At 71.1% G+C, this 15,891-nt stretch carries 15 protein-coding genes; 7 read left to right on the top strand and 8 right to left on the bottom strand.

Annotated elements, in window-relative coordinates; translation table 11 throughout:
- Window positions 1-225 precede the first annotated feature (225 nt).
- Complete coding sequence (locus P0Y48_09200) at window positions 226-882, top strand: NAD(P)-binding domain-containing protein (GenBank protein ID WEK12648.1); 657 nt, start codon at window positions 226-228, stop codon at window positions 880-882.
- A gap of 41 nt (window positions 883-923) precedes the next feature.
- On the opposite strand, the gene P0Y48_09195 is transcribed toward P0Y48_09200, so the two are convergent.
- On the bottom strand, window positions 924-1,553 hold the full coding sequence (locus P0Y48_09195; protein WEK12647.1) for a hypothetical protein: 630 nt from the start codon (window positions 1,551-1,553) through the stop codon (window positions 924-926).
- Between the two features lie 38 nt (window positions 1,554-1,591).
- On the bottom strand, window positions 1,592-2,566 hold the full coding sequence (locus tag P0Y48_09190) for a lytic transglycosylase domain-containing protein (protein WEK12646.1): 975 nt from the start codon (window positions 2,564-2,566) through the stop codon (window positions 1,592-1,594).
- 276 nt (window positions 2,567-2,842) lie between these two features.
- Between P0Y48_09190 and P0Y48_09185 the strand changes: the two genes are divergently transcribed.
- Window positions 2,843-4,957, top strand: coding sequence for a glucose PTS transporter subunit IIA (locus P0Y48_09185; GenBank protein ID WEK12645.1), 2,115 nt, complete (start codon window positions 2,843-2,845; stop codon window positions 4,955-4,957).
- Here the strand turns inward: P0Y48_09185 and coaBC are convergent.
- Entirely contained in the window at window positions 4,954-6,192 is a 1,239-nt protein-coding gene (gene coaBC / locus P0Y48_09180) for a bifunctional phosphopantothenoylcysteine decarboxylase/phosphopantothenate--cysteine ligase CoaBC (GenBank protein WEK12644.1), read from the bottom strand. The genes P0Y48_09185 and coaBC overlap by 4 nt on opposite strands.
- 51 nt (window positions 6,193-6,243) lie before the next feature.
- Between coaBC and P0Y48_09175 the strand changes: the two genes are divergently transcribed.
- The 4 genes from P0Y48_09175 (at window position 6,244) to P0Y48_09160 (ending at window position 8,717) form a co-directional block, all read left to right on the top strand.
- Window positions 6,244-6,960 carry an NRDE family protein gene (locus P0Y48_09175; GenBank protein WEK12643.1) on the top strand — a complete coding sequence of 239 codons (717 nt, stop codon included), beginning with the start codon at window positions 6,244-6,246 and terminating at the stop codon, window positions 6,958-6,960.
- A 35-nt stretch (window positions 6,961-6,995) separates the two neighbouring features.
- On the top strand, window positions 6,996-7,661 hold the full coding sequence (locus tag P0Y48_09170) for a YdeI/OmpD-associated family protein (protein ID WEK12642.1): 666 nt from the start codon (window positions 6,996-6,998) through the stop codon (window positions 7,659-7,661).
- A 217-nt stretch (window positions 7,662-7,878) separates the two neighbouring features.
- The gene (locus P0Y48_09165) at window positions 7,879-8,298 is read left to right on the top strand and encodes a hypothetical protein (GenBank protein ID WEK12641.1); all 420 of its coding nucleotides are present in this window, start codon (window positions 7,879-7,881) and stop codon (window positions 8,296-8,298) included.
- Window positions 8,299-8,468: 170 nt separating this feature from the next.
- A complete protein-coding gene (locus P0Y48_09160) occupies window positions 8,469-8,717 on the top strand; it encodes a hypothetical protein (protein WEK12640.1) in 249 nt (82 codons plus the stop codon).
- 245 nt (window positions 8,718-8,962) lie between these two features.
- Here the strand turns inward: P0Y48_09160 and P0Y48_09155 are convergent, their stop codons facing one another.
- Complete coding sequence (locus P0Y48_09155; GenBank protein ID WEK15046.1) at window positions 8,963-10,531, bottom strand: NAD(P)/FAD-dependent oxidoreductase; 1,569 nt, start codon at window positions 10,529-10,531, stop codon at window positions 8,963-8,965.
- Window positions 10,532-10,598: 67 nt separating this feature from the next.
- Here P0Y48_09155 and P0Y48_09150 point away from each other — a divergent pair, with 67 nt between their 5' ends.
- Entirely contained in the window at window positions 10,599-11,153 is a 555-nt protein-coding gene (locus P0Y48_09150; GenBank protein ID WEK12639.1) for an XRE family transcriptional regulator, read from the top strand.
- Between the two features lie 24 nt (window positions 11,154-11,177).
- Here P0Y48_09150 and pgi read toward each other — a convergent pair whose 3' ends face one another.
- The 4 genes from pgi to P0Y48_09130 form a co-directional block, all read right to left on the bottom strand.
- Entirely contained in the window at window positions 11,178-12,860 is a 1,683-nt protein-coding gene (gene pgi / locus P0Y48_09145; GenBank protein ID WEK12638.1) for a glucose-6-phosphate isomerase, read from the bottom strand.
- A 144-nt stretch (window positions 12,861-13,004) separates the two neighbouring features.
- Window positions 13,005-13,901: a hypothetical protein gene (locus P0Y48_09140; GenBank protein WEK12637.1), complete on the bottom strand. Its 897-nt coding sequence runs from the start codon at window positions 13,899-13,901 to the stop codon at window positions 13,005-13,007.
- Window positions 13,898-14,584 (bottom strand): response regulator transcription factor, encoded by a 687-nt coding sequence (locus tag P0Y48_09135; protein ID WEK12636.1) that lies wholly within the window; start codon window positions 14,582-14,584, stop codon window positions 13,898-13,900. The genes P0Y48_09140 and P0Y48_09135 overlap by 4 nt, the downstream gene beginning before the upstream one ends.
- A complete protein-coding gene (locus P0Y48_09130) occupies window positions 14,572-15,858 on the bottom strand; it encodes a histidine kinase (protein ID WEK12635.1) in 1,287 nt (428 codons plus the stop codon). The genes P0Y48_09135 and P0Y48_09130 overlap by 13 nt, the downstream gene beginning before the upstream one ends.
- Window positions 15,859-15,891 lie beyond the last annotated feature (33 nt).

The following is a 15,891-nucleotide window of genomic DNA, read 5'->3' as shown; positions in this document are numbered from 1 at the left end:
GGCTTCCGACCGGCCCTTGTCCCTTGCACCAAGAGTGTCCTGCAATCACATGTCGGTAGCTGCCACAGCAAAACAACTACCGTGCGAGCACTCTATAACGACGAGATAACGACGCACAAGCACTTCTCGTTATCTTTCTGTGATTCTTTTCTCATCCATAGCGATCACCCAGAATCCCGACCGCCGGCAGGGAATCCCGAGCGCTGGCGACGGGTTGACGTCGCTATGACAACCTTCGGAATCATCGGCGCAGGACACATCGGATCACAGCTCGCTCGGGCCCTCACCCGTCTCGGCGACGACGTCGTGATCGCCAACTCTCGCGGTCCGGAGACGCTCACCGCCCTCATCGACGAGCTCGGCCCGCACGCACGCGCCGTCACCGCCGAGGAGGCCGCCACGCTGGGCGACGTCGTCATCGTGACCGTTCCGCTCGCCGCCTACCGCACCCTTCCTGTCGCCCCGCTCGACGGGAAGATCGTGCTCGACACCAACAACTACTACTGGGAGCGCGACGGCCACATCGCCGAGCTCGACCGCGGCGAAGCCACCACCTCCGGCCTCCTGCAGCAGCACCTCGTCGGGGCGAAGGTCGCGAAGGCCTTCAACCACATCGCGGCGGCGGACATCACGACCACCGGCAGCCCGGCCGGCACTCCCGGTCGCCGCGCGCTGGGGACGGCATCCGACTTCCCCGACGCCGCCGCGTTCGTCACCGACCTGTACGACCGGCTCGGGTTCGACACGGTCTCGGCCGGTCCGCTCTCCGAATCGTGGCGCCTCGAGCGCGACCGTCCCGCCTACGGCGTGCGACAGGATGCCGTGCAGCTGCGCGACAACCTCGCCGCCGCCTTCCGGGTGCGCCCCGAAGACGCCGCCTGAGCGAACCCGGACCGCCCGCACGGCCGCCCGAACCGCCGTCGCTAGGGCAGGGCGGCGGTGAGGTCGAGCGGCGTGCCCGCGGCGACGGTCGACTCCGGCGGTGCGTCGGCGTCGAGGCAGGTCGCTCCGCCGAGCGCCGGCGCGCCCCACGGATCGGCATCCTCGGTCGGATAGGGCATCACCGCTACGGCGGTGACCTCTCCCGACTCTGTGCCGACGAGCAGGTCCAGCCCTGCGACGGCGCCGTCGATCGCCGCCGTCGCCGAGATCCGCACCTGCGCCGAGGCGTCCTTCGAGGCGGGAACCTCGCACACGACGGCGACCGGCGCCCACCCGTTGTCGCGCATCTCCACGACAAGTGCCTGAGCGAGCGGGAAGACGATGTCCCAGCCGTCGTCGAGCGACGGATCGGCGACGGAATCGTCGAGCGGGAACGACGTGCGGATGCCGCCCCGCGTCGCGGTGCCGGGCGTCGCCTCCGACCCCTCCTGCGACGGGAAGCTCGACCAGGCCGCGCCGTACTCCGCCGCGTCGAACGGGGGAGCGTCCTCGAGAGCTGACACGCGCCCGGCATCCACCTGCTCGGGCTCGTCTGTCGACGCCGTGCAGCCGCTGGTCAGCAGTGCGACGGCGACGGCGAGCGGGAGGAGGATGCCGGGGCGCGAGACCATGGTCCCGACCCTATCCCGGCTCCTCCCGCCGCCTGTGCTCAGTACCAGCCGACCGACTGCGAGTGGTCCCAGGCACCGCACGGCGTGCCGTAGCGGCCGTCGATGTAGCCGAGGCCCCAGCGGATCTGCGTCGCCGCACTGGTCTCCCAGTCGCTGCCGGCGCTGCCCATCTTGCTGCCGGGCAGGGCCTGCGGGATGCCGTAGGCGCCGCTGGAGGAGTTGTACGCGCGGTAGTTCCAGCCCGACTCCTTCTGCCACAGCTTGTCGAGGCAGGAGAACTGGTCGGAGCCCCAGCCGCGGTCGGCCAGGAGAGCGCGCGCGGTCGCCTTCGCGCCGGCGACGGAGTTGTCACCCGACGAGGCGGCAGAGCCACCGCTGACCGAACCCGACCCCGACGACGAGGACGACGCGGATGCCGCAGCCTCCTCGGCCGCCTTCTTCGCGGCGGCTTCGGCGGCGGCCTTCTTGGCGGCGGCCTTCTTCGCGGCGATCTCGGCGGCGCGCTTCTTCTCCGCCTTCTCGAGGCGGTCCAGCAGTGAGACGGTCGCCTTCTTCACCTTGGCGGTGTCGGCGGCGGCGTCGGCCGTGTTGTCGGGAAGCAGGAGCACCGGCGTGACGGCGATGGTCTCGAGCTGCTCGACATGCTCCTCGAGCACGGTCGTGTCGACGGTGGTCGCACCGGAGATGTCGAGCTTGGACGACTTCACCTTCTTCGCCACCTTCGTCTCGGCGGCTTCGGCGGCGGCGATAGCGGCCTCCGCGTCGTCGAGCGCGGCCTCCGCGTCGTCGACGATGTCGTCGAGGGGCTCGGTCGACAGGGCGGCCGCCTCTGCGGACACGAACGGCGCGATGCCCTCGTCGGCCGCGGCGACGTGCGCCACGGCGACGCGGGCGGTGGCCTGCGGAACCTCCGCGGCGTGGGCTGCGGTGGTCATGCCTCCCGCGATGGTCACGCCGAGCGCGAGGGCGACGGCGGTGGACAGGGTCGTACGGCGGGAGTGGTTCAAACGCATGCGTAACGATGTCTTTCAGGTGGCTTCTCGCGGCTCCGACGGGCTCCGAATCACGGGCTCCAGTGAACTGCGACGCGCCCTCGGGTGGGCACAAGTCCCCGAGTCTGCCTCTCGTTTCTGGACGAAACCTCCGTCCTTCCTGGACGAACCGTGCACGCGGGGCCCCGGGGTTTCCTCCGGTCAAGGGCCTGTCGGGGCGTCTGGGGACCGGTATAGAGTCCGAGTGCAATCCCCCCAGAGCGGGCTCGCGAGAGGAGTCTCACCATGGTATCCAGTGTGGATTCGAAGGCAGCGGCCGACATCGTCGACGCGATCGGCGGACCCGAGAACGTCGCCAGTCTCACCCACTGCGCGACCCGCCTCAGGTTCCAACTCCACGACGGCGATAAGGTCGACAAAGAGCGCATGGAGGCGATCCCGGCGGTGATGGGGGCCGTGCCCCAGGCCGGCGACCGGTTCCAGGTCGTCATCGGCGGCGCCGTGCAGAACGTCTACAACGACATCATGGCGCTGCCGCAGATGGCGAACATCGACGCCCCCTCGGATGCCGATGTGAAGGCGGCGCAGCGGGCTCGCGGCCCCCGCGGCAAGGTCGCCTGGCTCGACTCGCTCTTCGAGTTCCTCTCCGACTCGTTCCGCCCGACGCTCGGAGCGCTCCTGGGAGCCTCGCTCATCATCACCTTCATGGCGCTGATGTCGACGCTGCAGGTGATCGGCAACTGGGCCGATCCGCGCACCGAGCTCCCGCCGTCGTGGCAGTTCGTCAACCTGATGTGGCAGTGCGTGTTCGTCTTCCTGCCGCTCATGGTCGCCTACAACGCGTCCAACAAGCTCGGCGCCGACCCCTGGGTGGGCTTCTCGATCATGGCGACGGTCATGCTGCCCGGCTTCGCGTCGCTCGCGACGCAGGAGGGCGCGCAGCAGATCGTGTTCCTCGGGTCGGAGATCACGACGATCCCGATCTTCGGCATCCCGCTGACGATCTTCAACTACAGCTCGCAGGTGTTCCCACCCCTGCTCATGGCGGCCGTGCTCGGACCGCTCTACAAGGGGCTCAAGCGCATCATCCCCGACAACCTGCAGCTGATCTTCGTGCCGTTCCTGTCGATGCTGGTCATGATCCCGCTGACGGCGTTCCTCCTCGGCCCGCTCGGCGTCTATGCCGGTGCAGCGCTCGCGCAGCTGCTCAGCTCGATCAACTCCTTCTCGCCGTTCATCTTCGCGATCATCATTCCGCTGGCCTACCCGTTCATGGTGCCGCTGGGTCTCCACTGGCCGATCAACGCGATCATGCTGCTGAACATCCAGACGCTCGGCTACGACTTCATCCAGGGCCCGATGGGCGCGTGGAACTTCGCGTGCTTCGGCGCGACCGCCGGCGTCCTGCTGCTCGCGTGGCGCGAGAAGGACAAGCAGATGCGGCAGACGGCGACGGGTGCGCTCGCCGCCGGACTCCTCGGCGGCATCTCCGAACCGTCGCTGTACGGCATCCATCTCCGTTTCAAGCGCATCTACCCGCGCATGCTGGTCGGCTGCCTCACGGGCGGCATCATCATCGGCGTCGGAAGCCTCGTGCTGGGCCTGGAGAACGGCATCACGACGAAGGCGTTCGTCTTCACGTCGCTGCTGACGATCCCCGCGTTCGAGCCGATCGGTCTGTACGCGATCGCGGTGCTGTCGGCCTTCGCGGTGTCGATGTTCCTCATCGTGGTCGGCGGTTACAAGGACAAGGAGCCGGCGGTCGAAGAAGGTGCCGGCTATGTGGCCGCGACCGCGGGGTCGTCGGTCGTGGGTGCGGGCGCTGCCACGGAGGCGTCGGTCGCCGATGTCGCCGGTTCCGGCGCGCTCGCGGGCGCGCCGGCATCCGGTTCGGCTGCGGCGCCGGTCGCGACGGCGACGGCGGAGCGCGCCGACACGGCCGACCTCGCGCTCGTGCAGGTCATGTCGCCGCTGGCCGGCACGGCCGTCGCGATCTCGGAGGTTCCCGACCCCGTGTTCGCGGGCGGGGTGATGGGGCCTGGAGTGGCGATCGAACCCTCCGGCGACACGGTCGTCTCGCCCGGCGCGGGCCTCGTCGTCGCCGCGCAGCCGACCGGTCACGCGTTCGGGCTCCAGCTCGACAACGGCGCGGAGATCCTCATCCACGTCGGCATCGACACCGTGAACCTGAAGGGCGAAGGGTTCGACGTCAAGGTGAAGAACGGCGACCGGGTCGAGACCGGCACGCCGCTGGTCGTCTTCGACCGCGCCGTCATCGAGAAGGCGGGCTACCCGCTCATCACACCCGTGATCGTCCTCAACGGCGACTCGTTCGAGACGGTCGACCCGGTGGAGCTGGGCGAAGTGGCCGCCGGTGCGCCGCTGCTGGACCTCCAGAAGAAGGAGAGCTAGCCCCGGCGCCGTGCGCGCAGCGAGGCCACGGCATCCCACAGGGCGTCGGCGACGGCGCGCTTCGTTCCGGATGCCGTGGCCTCTGCGCCGTCCGCCGCGAGGAGGATGACGGCGTTGTCGTCGGCTTCGAAGCCGAGCCCGTCGCCGACACGGTTCGCCGCGAGGAGGTCGGCGCCCTTGCGCGCGAGTTTGCGGCGTCCGCGGTCGCGGAGCTCGTCGTCGTCGGCAGCGGTCTCGGCGGCGAATCCGACGATGACCTGACCCGGCCGCCGCGCGGCGACGAGTCCCGCGAGGACGTCGGGGTTCTGCTCGAGCGGAAGGGTGAGGGAGCCGTCGCCGTCCTCCTTGCGGATCTTCTCCGTCGACACCTCCGCCACCCGGAAATCGGCGACCGCGGCGACCATCACCACGACGTCGCTGCCCGCGGCGGCATCGCGCATCGCGGCCTCCAGTTCGGCGGCGGTGGAGACGTGTTCCACGTCGACGCGCGGATGCCGCAGCGCCTCCGTCAGCACGCCCTCGTCGACGTGGGCCGCGACGAGCCGCACGTGCGCGCCGCGCTCCGCCGCGGCGATCGCGACAGCCGCGCCCTGCCGCCCGGAGGAGCGGTTGCCGAGGAAGCGCACCGGGTCGATGGGCTCGCGTGTGCCGCCGGTCGAGACGGCGACCGCCACCCCGTCCAGATCGGTGCGGTGCTCGGTCGCGTCGTTGGCGGGCAGGAGGGCGAGCGCCGCGGCGAGGATCTCGTCGGGCTCGGACATGCGGCCGGGGCCGCTGTCGCCGCCCGTGAGGGGGCCGTCGGCGGGACCGATCACGTGGATGCCGCGGGCACGCAGTGCCTGGAGGTTGTCGCGCGTCGCCGCGTGCTCCCACATCGCCGTGTGCATGGCGGGCGCGACGAGCACGGGAGCCGTCGTGGCGAGGAGGGTGACGCCCAGCAGGTTGTCCGCAATACCGGCCGCCATGCGGGCGAGCGTGTTGGCGGTGGCGGGAGCGACGATCACGAGGTCGGCCTGCGTGCCGAGTGCGACGTGTCGGACCTCGGCGACATCGTCGTGTACGGAGGTCGTGACAGGATGGCGGCTGACCGCCTCCCAGGTGGCGGTACCCACGAACCGCAGCGCGTCGTCGGTGGGAATGACGTGCACCTCGTGACCGTTGGTGACGAGGGCGCGAACGAGCTGGACCGTCTTGTACGCGGCGATGCCGCCGCTGACACCCACGACAACGAACATGCCCCGATCCTCCCACGACGTTCGGAGGTCGGGCGCGGAAGGGCTGAGCCGATGTGCACCGTGATCGTCCACGTTCCGGATGCCGTGGCGCCGACGAGCCCGGTGCGCGTCCTCGCGGTGCGCGACGAAGACCCGGCGCGCGCGTGGGACCCCCTCGGCGCCTGGTGGCCCGACGCCCACCCGGGCGTGATCGGGGTGCGTGACACGCGCGCCGGCGGAGCGTGGCTCGCGGCCGACCCCGACGGCGGTCGCCTCGCCGTCGTCCTCAATCGCGCGGAGCTGTCCGGCGTCGACCCCGCCACCCTCGGTTCACGCGGCCACGTCGTGCTCGACGCCGTCGACGGCATCGCGCCGGGGGAGGCGCCCCGCGTCAACGGCTTCAACCTCGTCGAGGTCGACTCGGGCGGTGCCCGCGTGACGATGTGGGACGGAACGTCGGTGCGGACGGAGCAGCTCGCTCCCGGCATCCACATGATCGCGCACGACGATGTCGACGACCCGGCGACGGCGCGCATCGTCGCGTGGCGCGACGCGTTCCCGGCGCCCGGCGACGGTGCCGAGTGGTGGACGCCGTGGCTCGACGCGCTCGAGCACACCGCCGCGCTCGACCCCACCGACGAGCGCGCGATCGTGCGCGACAACCGGCCCTACGGCTACCCGACGCTGTCGCTGCTCGTCGTGGCCGCGTCGGTGTCGGCATCCGGTGTCGAGGCCGTGTACGGCGAGTTCGACCAGCCCGGCCAGTGGAATCGGCCCGAGCTGCACTGACCGTCCGTGTCGGGGGTGCGCAGTATCGTCGGCTCATGAGCGACGCCCTTGACGATCTCCGCGACGAACGGCAATCGGCCGCCGAGCCGACGGTCGTGTTCTTCGCGGATGCCGAGGAGTTCCGCGACTGGCTCGAAGAGCACCACGAGACGGCGACCGAGTTGTGGATGGGGCTGTACCGGAGGGGTGATCCCGACCGGGGCATCACGTGGGACGACGCCGTGCCGGTGGCCCTGTGCTACGGCTGGATCGACTCCGTCAGCCAGCGGATCGACGAGCGCCGTCGGCGCCAACGGTGGACGCCGCGCAAGCCGAGGTCGGTGTGGAGCGCCGTCAACATCGCGCACGTCGAGCGGCTCATCGCCGAAGGCCTCATGCGCCCCGCCGGCCTCGCCGCCTACGAGCGGCGTCCCGCCGGTACCGGCTACTCCTACGAGACCGCGCTCGCCGCCACGCCCGAGCAGCTCGCGGCGATCGCGGCGAATCCGGCCGCGCAGGCTTTCTGGGGTGCCGCGACGCCGTCGTATCGCCGCACCGCGTCGAACTGGGTGCACAGCGCCAAACGCGAGGAGACGCGCGCCGCCCGCCTCGCGACGCTCGTGGCCGACTGCGCCGCGGGACGCCTCATTCCGTCGCAGCGGTACGGCGACACCCCCGTCTGGGTCGCCCGGGCCGCCGAGGCCGCCGCGGCCGCCCGATGACACGGGGCGCCTGCAGGCACCGACTCCGTCGGGAGGCGCGGATCGGCAGCTCGAGGCGGCAGACGAGTCACATGTTCGGAGTGCCTCACTTGTGGTGACCGCCACCTCCATCGGCCGATTACGCGCCCGAAGCGTTGACGTCGTCCGTGCCACTTCTCTCCCCTTTGCGACGGGCAACATCAGGGGAGTCGCCTGGATCTCGCTGGATCATGTGAACGTGAGTGATCGCATCCACCTCCTGATTGACGCCCTGTCGGCCGACCTCTCGTCCGCCGGAATCGCTGTGTCCATCGGGGTCTTCGATCCACGACGTGGCTGGGTAGCCGGTGTGCAGGAAGCGACTGAGCCGGACGGGTATGCCGACGAGGATGTCGTCGTTGTCCTCCCTGGTCGCGAGATCGCCGTGGGACGTGAGGGGGACAATCCTGACGCGGGGGCGCTCGCGGAGGCAGTGTGCGATTGGGTGATGGACGAATCAGGACACGGGTGGCCGGAGCGTGCTGATGACGACGGGGCCTTCGTTGCTCTGCTGCGCCCCAAGGAGATAGCCGGAAGGCTCTTCTGGGAGGGCGGGGAGACTACAGTGCCGATCGGCCAGCTTTCTACGGTCCGAGTGGCTTCTCCGAGTTCTCCCTGAGGGGCATCGATACATCAGGACTCCGCAGTGAGGGTGGAAGTACCTGATGTGGACATACGGGGGTTGATGGGGTGCTATCACTGGTCGGGTATCGATTGAGCCGCGGAGAGTCGCTCCGGGGGATGCAGATAGACGGGCTGAGTCTGGAGGACTGCCGGACGGAGCAGGGGTTGCCGGATGATCAGCGGCCCGTGATCGAGCAGTGCTCGTTCCGGCGGGTGACGGTCAAGCGATCGCGTCTCATCGGCGCAGTGCTGCGGGATGTGACGATCGACGGCATCCGCGGAGACATGGACTCGCGGTTTCTGACGGCGAACGAGTTCGAGCGGGTGACGATCAAAGGGAAGGTCGGGGACCTCGTGATCGGCACGTTGCCGTCGTATCTTCCGTTCGAGGAGCCGTATTCGGATCGATCCTGAGACGCAGGCGGTGGTGCGTCGGGTCGATCTGCTGGACGGTCGGTGGCGGCCCCTGGTGGAGGGAACGTTGTTCACGGTGCAGATCGATCTTGCGCTGCGGATGGGGTGGCCGGATGTGGTGCTTGTCGCCGATCGTGCGACGCGTCGTTTTGGCGCGGACATGAAGGCTCTCGCCCGACTTCGCGCAGAAGGCGTCGTCTGCGTCGGGACGACGCCCAGCCCCACGAAACTGAACACCCCCTGCCTCACCCCCGTCGGAGCAGCAGCACGCCGTCGTCGAGGTGAGCCGGCGAGCCGTCGGGGGCAGCGGTCTCGCGCGGCACGATCTCCACCCGCTCCGCGCTCCACCCCTCGTCGAGCTGCAGCTGTGCGAGCTCCTCGGCGGGGCTGAGGAGTATCGGCCGCTCGTGCTCCGCGTGCGTCGACCACGGCGGCGGTGCTGCGTGCGAGACCGCGAGCATCCGCCCGCCCGGCGCGACGCGGCTGGCCGCATCCCGCAAAATGCCGATCCGCGGGAAGTCACCCTCCCACGAGTGCAGGAAGCTCGACACCACCAGGTCGAACGGCCCGTCGGGCAGGGCGTCCACGGCATCCGCCACGACGAAGCGCACGCGATCGGCGACGCCACGCTCCGCGGCGGCGGTGCGGGCCCGCTCGATCGCCGAGGCGGAGACGTCGACCGCCGTCACCTCCCACCCCTGCTCGGCGAGCCACACGGCATCCGCTCCCTCGCCGCAGCCGACCTCCAGAGCCGTGCCCCGCGCGGGGAGCCCTCCGACGACGGCCGCCGTCGTCGCGTTCACGCGGCCCGACCAGAACCGGGTGTTCTCGGCGTACCGCTCCTCCCAGTGGGCGTTGCGGGTAGCGCGTCGCTCCCGCACGGCGCGGGCGGCGTCGTCAGCCACCAGTGCCGCGTTCACGGCGGCGCCCGCCATCGACCCCGCTCCCATCGACAGCGGCACGTTGCCGAACGGCGCGGTCACGTTGCCGGCGGCCCACACCCGGGGGTGGCTCGTCGCGCCGAGCGCGTCGACGGCCAGCGGCGACCCCGGCTGGTCGGCGCGCGCCAGCGCCAGGCCGGCGACGAACTCCAGCGGAACCTCCGGCACGGGGCCGACGAACACGGCATCCGCGGGGTGCGTCACGCCGTCCGCTGTGACGAGACCCGCCAGCGCGCCGCCCCGCACTGACACCGCCGTCGCCCGCTCCGCCACGACGCGGATGCCGCGGGCCGCCAGCCGCGCGGACACCTCCGGCGCCACGGGACCGAGGTCGGCGGTGAAGGCCGTCACGTCGTCGCTCCACTGCCGCACGAGCTCGATCTGGTGGAGGCTCGCGGGCGACGTCGCGACCACCGCCAGCCGCCGATCCGCGACCTCCCAGCCGTGGCAGTACGGGCAGTGGAGCACCGAGGTTCCCCAGAAGTCCCGCAGCCCGTCGATGTCGGGGAGCACGTCGCGGATGCCGGTGGCGATCACGACCGCGCGGGTGCGTTCGACGGCGCCGTCGGCGCGGAGCACGCGCAGTCCGTCGCCGCCCTCCGCGCCCTCCGCGACCTCCGCGACTTCGCCGGTCTCGACCGCGACGCCGTAGGTCGCGAGTTCGGCGCGGCCTCGGGCGAGCAGGTCGGCGGGGTCGAGCCCGTCGTGACCCAGCACGCCGTGCATGTGGGCGGCGAAGCGGTTGCGCGGCGCGCCGCCGTCGATCACGAGCACGCGTCGGCGTGCACGCCCCAGCATGAGCGCGGCGCTCAGTCCCGCCGCCCCGCCGCCGATGACGACGGCATCCCATTCGTGGTCGTTGTTCATTCGCATGCGTCCCACCCTCCGACGCTTCGCGGCACGTTGGCAAGCTCGCTTGCGGAAATGGCAAGATGGGAGCATGCGCACCGAACTCGACCACGTCGGACCCCGCCTGCGCGCCGCGCGGCAGTCCCGCGGCTGGACGCTCAACGACCTCGCCGCCCGCGCCGGCATCTCGCCCAGCACGCTCTCACGGCTCGAGTCGGGCAAGCGGCAGGCGACGCTCGAGCTGCTGCTGCCGTTGACCAGGCGCCTCGGCATCCGCATCGACGACCTCCTGCCCGCCGAGACCGCCGATCCCCGCGTGCGGCGGGCGGTCGAACGTCGCGACGGCATGGTGATCGCGCCGCTCACCCTCGAGAACGCGCCGGTGAAGACCTACAAAGTGACGTACGCGCCGGCCACCGCGGCCCCGGCCGCCCGCGTTCACGACGGGTACGAGTGGCTCTACGTGCTGAGCGGTCGCATCCGGCTCGCCCTCGACGGCACCGAGCACCTCATCGAGCGCGGCGAGGCGGCCGAGTTCGACACGACCGTGCCGCACAGCATCAGCGCCACCGCCGACGGTCCGGCCGAGATCCTCAGCATCTTCAGCGCCGCCGGCGAACGCATCCACACCCGCGTCGGCGACTGACCGCCGCCTCCGCCGGAGGGACGGCTACGGCGTGCGGTGCTCGCGGTAGTAGGCCAGGAGAGCGCGGGTCGAGGCGTCCTGCGCGTCGATCGCGGCCGCATCGCCCTCGATCGCGGGCGCGATCTGCAGGGCGAGCTGCTTGCCGAGCTCCACACCCCACTGGTCGAAGGAGTTGATGCCCCAGATGACGCCCTGCGTGAAGGTGATGTGCTCGTACAGTGCCACGAGTTCGCCGAGCACGCGCGGGGTGAGCGCGGGCGCGAAGATCGACGTCGTCGGCCGGTTGCCGGCGAACGTGCGCGCCGCCACGAGCGGCCCCGTGGTCCCCTCGGCCTCGACCTCGGCGGCCGTCTTGCCGAAGGCGAGCGCCTTCGTCTGCGCGAGGAAGTTCGCCAGGAACAGCCCGTGCACGTCGCGTCCGTCGTCCTGGAGCGGGTAGGCCGGGTTCACGAACGCGATGAAGTCGGCCGGGATGAGCCGGGTGCCCTGGTGGATGAGCTGGTAGAAGGCGTGCTGGCCGTTGGTGCCCGGCTCGCCCCAGAAGATCTCACCCGTGTCGCTCGTGACGGGGGAGCCGTCCCAGCGCACGGACTTGCCGTTGGACTCCATCGTCAGCTGCTGCAGGTAGGCGGCGAAGCGGCTGAGCTGCTGCGCGTAGGGCAGCACGGCGTGCGACTGCGCGCCCAGGAAGTTCGTGTACCAGACGTTGAGCAGGCCCATGAGCACGGGCACGTTCTGCGCGAGGGGCGTGGATGCCACGTGCTCGTCGACCGCGTGGAATCCGGCGAGGAGTTCGCGGAAGGCGTCCGGGCCGAGGGTGATCACGAGCGACAGGCCGATCGCCGAGTCGACGGAGTAGCGGCCGCCGACCCAGTCCCAGAACCCGAACGCGTTCGCGGTGTCGATGCCGAAGGCGGCGACCTTGTCGAGCGCGGTCGACACGGCGACGAAGTGGTGGGCGACGGCATCCGTCTTCGCGTCGTCCGACCCGTCGATCGCCCCGGCCTCGGCAAGGCCCGCCCACAGCCAGTCGCGCGCGAGGCGGGCGTTGGTGAGGGTCTCGAGGGTCGTGAACGTCTTGGACGCGACGATGAAGAGGGTCGTCTCGGGGTCGAGGTCGGCCGTCTTGTGCGCCAGGTCGAACGGGTCGATGTTGGAGACGAAACGCGCGTGGATGCCGGCATCGGCATACGGTTCGAGGGCTTCGGAGATCATGACCGGTCCGAGGTCCGACCCGCCGATGCCGATGTTGACGACGTGCGTCACCTTCTTGCCCGTGACACCCACCCACTCGCCGGAGCGCACGCGATCGGCGAACGCGCCCATCGCCTCGAGCACCGCCTGGACGTCGGTGTCGATGTCCTGACCGTCGACGACGAGGGCCGGGCTGGCGCCGGCGGGACGGCGGAGCGCGGTGTGGAGGACGGCGCGGCCCTCCGTCGTGTTGATGTGCTCGCCGGCGAGCATGGCCGCGTAGCGCTCGGCGACGCCGGTCTGTTCGGCGAGGCGGACGAGGGAGGCGAGGATGCCGTCGTCGACGAGGTTCTTCGACAGGTCGACGCGCAGGTCGGCCAGGTCGAAGGTGAGGCGCTCGACGCGTCCGGCGTCGGCGGCGAACCACCCGCGCAGGTCGGGGGTGAACGAGTCGCGGGCGGTGGAGAGCTCTGCCCAGGCGGCGGTGGCGGTGGCATCGATCGGCGTGGTCACGGAGTCCACGCTAGCGCTGAACGCGCCGGGCCATGGGGCTGTGTGACGGACAAAACAGCCGCGGCCGCACGGGCTTCGGTGCACACATCGGCCGCGCGAACGCCGCAGGCCCCCGGCGGGAACACCGGGGGCCTGCGTCGAGCCTCAGTCGGCGGGGCGCAGCACGACCGACCCGGCCGACACCGTGACGTCGACGCGGTGCGGGGACGTGGGGTCGACGGTGAGGTCGTGTCGGAACCCACCGGCGGACACGTCGCTCGTGAGCGCGTAGGCGCCCTCGGGCACGGCGAGGTCGAGGCGGCCGGCGCTCACATCGACGACGATCGACGACGGGGTCGGTCCCGTCAGCGCACCGTCCACCGACCCGGCGCTGATGGCGAACCGCGCGTCGACGACACCGTCGAGGTCGAAGCGGGCCGAGCCGGCGTTGATCTCCGACGTGAGGTCGGATGCCGTGCCCGTCACCCGCAGCGAGCCCGCGTCGAGGGTCACCGCGAGGTCGCCGAAGTCGCCCTCGGCGCGCAGCGACCCGCTGTCGAGGTCGAGGTCGGCGTCGAGCCCGGCGGCGGAGGCCGGAAGCACCAGCTCGACGGTCTCGGGCTCGCGCAACCATCCCCAGCGGGCCCAGATGTCGCGATCGGATGCCACGACGAGGCGGTCGCCGTTGCGCCCGAGCGTCCAGTCGTCGGCGCCCGACCCGCCGCTCACCCGCAGGGTCGCCTCCGAGACGGCCCCGAAGCTCACGGTGACCTGCGCCGCACTGGCATCCAGGTCGAGGGTGCGCACACCGGCGACGGAGGCGGTGACCTCGCCCGTGTGGACGCTCGCCGCGCGCAGGATCGACACGCCGCCGGTGACGACGGTGCCGAGGATCAGCACGGCGCCGGCGCAGATCGCGAGGGTCGAGACGACCTTCGACGAGGTACGGCGGGGCCCTGGTGAGGACGGGGATGAGGCGGACGCGGAGGCGACGGACGCGGATGCCGTGGCGGTGGCGACGGCATCCGGCGGCGTGGTCGTGGGGGTCTCGGGGTAGGTCATCGGACTGCTCCGTTTCGGGGAGTGTGGTCGGGGTCGCCGCCGTGCTCCAGGTGCACGAGGGCGGCGAGCACGCGACGGTTGCCGTGCTCGTCCTGTTCGAGGTCGAGCTTCTGGAAGAGCGACGTGATGTGCTTCTCGACGCTGGCCTCGCTGACGAAGAGCGTCTGCGCGATGGCTTGGTTGCTCTTGCCCTCCGCGATGAGGGCCAGCACCGTCCGCTCCCGATCGGTGAGTCGTGCCATGCGCTCGTCGCGGGCGCGACGGGTGAGGAGCTGGGCGACCACTTCGGGGTCGAGCACGGTCGCCCCGGCGCCGATCTGCTCGATCGACTGGAGGAAGTCGCGCACGTCGGCGACCCGATCCTTCAAGAGGTAGCCGAGCGCGGCGCCGTGCGAGGTGATGAGGTCGCTCGCGTAGCGCTCCTCGACGTACTGGCTGAGCACCAGCACGGGCAGGTCGGGGTGGGCGGCGCGCAGCGCGAGGGCGGCGCGGATGCCCTCGTCGGTGAACGTCGGGGGGAGCCGCACGTCGAGGATGCAGAGCTCGGGGTCGGAGTCGGCGACGACGGCGGTGAGGCCGACGGCATCCGTCAGGGCCGCGACCACGACGTGGCCCGCGTCTTCCAGCACGCGGACGAGTCCCTCGCGCAGCAGAGCGGAGTCTTCGCAGATCAGGATGCGCACGGGACGCTCACCTCCAGGGCGGTCGGTCCGCCGGTCGGGCTGTCGAGGCGGGAGGTGCCTCCCGCGGCGACGATGCGGTTGACGATGCCGTCGAGGCCCCCGCCGGCGATGACGCGCGCCCCGCCCACGCCGTTGTCCTCGACGCGTGCCCACAGGGTGACGGCGCCGGACTCGGTGTCGGTGCGGCGCCGCACGGTGACCCGGCATTCGCTCGCGCGGGAGTGCTTCGCGGCGTTGGTGATCGACTCGGCGATCGCGAAGTAGAGGGCGGCTTCTGCCGTGCGGCTGCACCGTCCGTCGAGGCGCACGTCGAGCACGACCGGCACCGGGGAGCGCCCGGCGAGGGCCGACAGTGCCGCATCGAGTCCGCGGTCGTCGAGAACGGACGCGTGGATGCCGCGGGCCAGCTGCCGCAGTTCGGTGATCGCCGCTTTCGTCGACGTGTGGGCTTCGTCGATGAGCGCCTTGGCGGCGGCGGGGTCGCTGTCGATCTTCTGCTGGGCGAGGCCCAGCGTCATCCCGACGGACACGAGTCGCGGCTGGACCCCGTCGTGCAGGTCGCGTTCGAGTCTCGTGCGTTCCACTTCGCTCGCCCGCACCGCGCCGGCGCGCTGTTCGCCCGCGGCGCGGGCACGTTCGCCGGCGTCTCGGGCCTCGGCGGCGAGGGCGGCTTCCTGCGACGGGACGAGGATCGCCCGCGTGAGGGTGGCGTGGAGCACGGCGATCCCGAAGAGGAGCGCGAGGCTCGCGAGGATGCTCAGGATGCCGACGAGCACCGACCACGTCGTGTCGATCTGCAGGTCGGTCCACGGAAGCCGGGCGACGCCGGTGAGCGGGGCGAACAGGAGACCCACACCGGAGACGAGGCCCGCGAGCAGAGGGAGGACGAACCAGCCGAGGATCGTGCCGATGGCGGCGCTGGAGACCCCGCGCCACATCGTGCCGTCGACGAACTGGCGCCAGAGGGTGCGCAGCCAGCCGCCGAATCCGGGTCCGGCGCTCGGCCGAAGCCGGAGGAGCGGGAGACCGTAGCCGTAGAGGCCGTCGACCCGCTCGTACTCGACCCAGGCGGTCGCCCACAGCACGTAGACGAAGGCGACGAGGAAGAGGAGACCGATGCCGAGCACCGGGATGAGTCCCACCCCGACGCTCAGGAGGGTCAGCAGGATCGTGAAGGCGACGACGCCGGCGATGCCGAGGGTGGCGAGCTGGGCGATCGCCCCCAGGTGGGGGAGGATTCCGGGCCGTCGGCGCGGGGGTGCTGCGGTGGTCATGACTCCACGGTAGGACCGCGCCCCGCCCGCCGC

The organism is Candidatus Microbacterium phytovorans, assembly GCA_029202445.1.
Taxonomy (GTDB): domain Bacteria; phylum Actinomycetota; class Actinomycetes; order Actinomycetales; family Microbacteriaceae; genus Microbacterium; species Microbacterium phytovorans.
The sequence above is the reverse complement of the archived record's forward strand: the minus strand, read 5'-3'. Positions and strand labels throughout refer to the sequence as shown.

Bases quoted from the DNA above. Each gene is read 5' to 3' on its own strand.
- P0Y48_09200 (WEK12648.1), top strand. From the start codon at position 226: ATGACAACCTTCGGAATCATCGGCGCAGGACACATCGGATCACAGCTC.
- P0Y48_09195 (WEK12647.1), bottom strand. From the start codon at position 1,553: ATGGTCTCGCGCCCCGGCATCCTCCTCCCGCTCGCCGTCGCCGTCGCA.
- P0Y48_09190 (WEK12646.1), bottom strand. From the start codon at position 2,566: ATGCGTTTGAACCACTCCCGCCGTACGACCCTGTCCACCGCCGTCGCC.
- coaBC (WEK12644.1), bottom strand. From the start codon at position 6,192: ATGTTCGTTGTCGTGGGTGTCAGCGGCGGCATCGCCGCGTACAAGACG.
- P0Y48_09175 (WEK12643.1), top strand. From the start codon at position 6,244: ATGTGCACCGTGATCGTCCACGTTCCGGATGCCGTGGCGCCGACGAGC.
- P0Y48_09170 (WEK12642.1), top strand. From the start codon at position 6,996: ATGAGCGACGCCCTTGACGATCTCCGCGACGAACGGCAATCGGCCGCC.
- P0Y48_09155 (WEK15046.1), bottom strand. From the start codon at position 10,531: ATGCGAATGAACAACGACCACGAATGGGATGCCGTCGTCATCGGCGGC.
- P0Y48_09150 (WEK12639.1), top strand. From the start codon at position 10,599: ATGCGCACCGAACTCGACCACGTCGGACCCCGCCTGCGCGCCGCGCGG.
- P0Y48_09140 (WEK12637.1), bottom strand. From the start codon at position 13,901: ATGACCTACCCCGAGACCCCCACGACCACGCCGCCGGATGCCGTCGCC.
- P0Y48_09130 (WEK12635.1), bottom strand. From the start codon at position 15,858: ATGACCACCGCAGCACCCCCGCGCCGACGGCCCGGAATCCTCCCCCAC.